Origin of the sequence: Endozoicomonas sp., from assembly GCF_031844845.1 — a bacterium.
In the GTDB taxonomy this organism is placed as follows: Bacteria; Pseudomonadota; Gammaproteobacteria; order Pseudomonadales; family Endozoicomonadaceae; genus Endozoicomonas.
Window position 1 is genome coordinate 1 of record NZ_JAVRMB020000152.1, and the last position, 2,941, is coordinate 2,941.

Below are 2,941 nucleotides of genomic sequence, written 5' to 3' on the forward strand. Positions count from 1 at the left end.
ATAGATAAGCCACTACCTCATACCAGCGGCTTGCCAGAAGTTGCGGGATAGCCTCATAAGCCGCATCCGTATAAACTCCCCGGCGAATTCGGGTGAGCTCCCCCTTTTGCACCGCCAGCGCATATTTTTTGGCTTCACTGGTAGAGTTTGAGAAAAGAAGCTTTGCCATTTAGTCCACACTTATTCCGTATTATATGAATAAGTGTGGATTAAGCTTCGGATAAAGCAAGAATAACTGTAGATTATATGAAATAACTCTGGACTAAATCTGGACCCGCAGTCTCAGTTGTTTGTTCTGGTTTACTTGAACACCAAATTAAAACTCACTATGAGAAAATCGTACGGTTTCAGGACCTACAGATGTGCTGAAATCTCTTTATATCACGTACTTGGTAAGCTGCCTGAACCTGAAATGACCCACAAATTTTACTAAGGAATCGTCCCGAAATGAATTATCCATTTGCCAGTAGATTGAGGCACCTGGGGCCTGAGGAGTACCACTGTAAACAATTCCGGCTGCGTTCTCTGCTGTCATTGTGTACAGGGATTGTACACAATCCATCTGGCAGGGATAGCCAACCATCGGCAGTCACCTCCCTGTGGATGGATCCTGTACAATCCCTGTACAGGATGACAGCGGAGTTGGTCGATAATAATGACTGTTTTCCCAAATGTCGGAATTATTTCAGGACAATTCCTAACGAGGCGAGATTGTTGAGAAGAGGAAGAGTGTCTGTCAGCTGCTTTGCGATTCGGCACCTGCCTTGATTTGTCAGCACTGTTTTCTGTTGGATACAAAATATCTGGAATAGGCTTCTTCCTTCTTCCAGATTTTTTTCTCCCGTTTTGCTAAAACGCAGAAAGCGTTTTTTACCTTTGTAAACACTGATGGATGGCGTCATATTCAGGTCATGACAATGAAAACGAATGAGTCTCAATATACGACTGGCTTTACTTAAGTTGCATATTATCACTCGCTCTAAATAGGGGATCGAACCATTTTTCCACCTCACAACATTTCCATTTGAAAGCAAACCAATAGTAACAAATACACTTATCGGCGTTAGGTATTTTTGCTTTTCTAATATCTCAGTCACTGCTTTTACCACAGCAATATAATATTTGTCCTCCTTGTAATTGCCTGCGGTTAACTTCTTCGTAAATACAACCTGATAATTAGAATTTCAAAACAGTGAAGAACCAGAATCTGGCTATCCGCCTCTGGCTCAATGCTCATACTGCAACTTTTATCGGCAATCTCGCAAGCCCGATTCAAGCGGTCAAACTAACGACCGGTAACCCCCAACTCATCCCAGATCCACTGCGTATCATAAACAGGTAAACCTTCACGGTCTGCCCGGTCAGCTTCTGCGCTATCCACATGCCTGAGCCACACTATCAGCTTCGGCAGAAGCTGCTTTTCGGCGACAGCTTCTCTCGGAGAATGGTTATCCAGTACTGGCAGCAGCTGGTCTAACACTTCCTGATAGTGTTGATCAAAAAAGTCAGACATGATTTTTCCATATTCTTCATCACCCAGTTCTTCTCTGAGTGAAGGCCCGGAAGATGACGGCGAACCGGACGCTTCCTGATCCTGCTGCAACTGCTCAGGCGTCTGGTATTTGATCAGGGGCTCACCCACAAGATAATCCCCCACCAGGGACTTAATAAGGGCAACACCCTGCCCTACCCGATTTTTACCATTGGCGTCCAGCGTCAAACGTTCATTTTCCAACCGTATCTGACCAAGGCATTGTCTTCCGTTCTTTTGTGAGGAAAGCACTATCCCTGATACAGACGCCTCCCTGCCCGTGGTTGTCTTGCTCCCTTCACCCAGCCAAGTCCATGCAGGCGGGTTATCACCGTCGCGACTGAACTCCCTGTGCCGGTCAAGAACCGTTTCAATCGCTTCAATCTGTTCTGTGATCCGGAAGTAAACCGTTCCAAACAAAGCTTCCTCACCATCGGTATTGAAGAGTGCCGGAAGTATCGGGGAAATAACCTGACGTATCCACATGGAACCGATCAGACCACACAACTCATGCCTTGAAAGACCCTCTGACGCCGCCTGAATGGAATCTTTTATATTCAACGCCTGTAGTCTCGGCATCATCAGAATACCACCGGTGAACCTGTGACCGCCTCCGGACTTGATAACCCTTGCCCCGATAATATCCCCATGCTGCATTGACTGGCTGCCAGAATGTTCGATAACCCGAAAGGTATCTTCAGGTCTCAGACAATCCCGGACGTCCAGCCACTCGCCGGGATCAATATCAACCACGTCCCATAATCGCAACGCTGAGTCCTTAATAGCCCTCAGGTAATTTTTCCCTGTGAAGCTTAACTTGCCACCTTTATATTTCAGCAGATCGTCTACCGGGTTAGTCTGCCGTGGCCCCCAGTTTCGGGACAGGAAATCCTCCAGGCAGATACCGAAGAGCATATCCCCAAAGCCACCCTTGTTAATATCCGACAGAGCCTGCTGTTCGGATTTACCAAGTTCTTCGCAGACGGGCAGAAGATGCAACTGCCGGGTTTCATGGTAAAACCTTTCCCATTTAGGCTTTTTGCTCCACTGTATAATAAGCCTGACGGCCTGATCGATTTCTTTTCCCATGACGCTCTTTTTCCTATAACTTCCAATAACCAATAGAATTCAAACGCAATGTTCCACTATAACCAACTTTTTACAGATTGCTGATCACATACCTTCAAAACAAATTTATAAATTACACCCTGCCCCGGTTAGTTCAAAACAGATCACACCCGCAGGGGTGGGGCTTCCTCCCCCCCTGTCACAAATACTTGATTCTCCCCCACCAGTCACATTAAAGTTGACACCATGTATACCTCCACCAGCCTTCAGGATTTTTCAGTTTGAGTCGTGTTGTTATCACTGGCATGTCAGCCATAACGCCTTTAGGAAATTCCTGGCCTG

2 protein-coding genes are annotated in these 2,941 nt (G+C 46.3%); both read right to left on the reverse strand.

What is annotated here, in order from left to right:
• Positions 1 to 680 precede the first annotated feature (680 nt).
• Positions 681 to 1,097 carry a hypothetical protein gene (locus tag RM811_RS07725; protein WP_402522573.1) on the reverse strand — a complete coding sequence of 139 codons (417 nt, stop codon included), beginning with the start codon at positions 1,095 to 1,097 and terminating at the stop codon, positions 681 to 683.
• Between the two features lie 188 nt (positions 1,098 to 1,285).
• Complete coding sequence (locus RM811_RS07730; RefSeq protein ID WP_402522575.1) at positions 1,286 to 2,620, reverse strand: hypothetical protein; 1,335 nt, start codon at positions 2,618 to 2,620, stop codon at positions 1,286 to 1,288.
• Between the last annotated feature and the right edge of the window lie 321 nt (positions 2,621 to 2,941).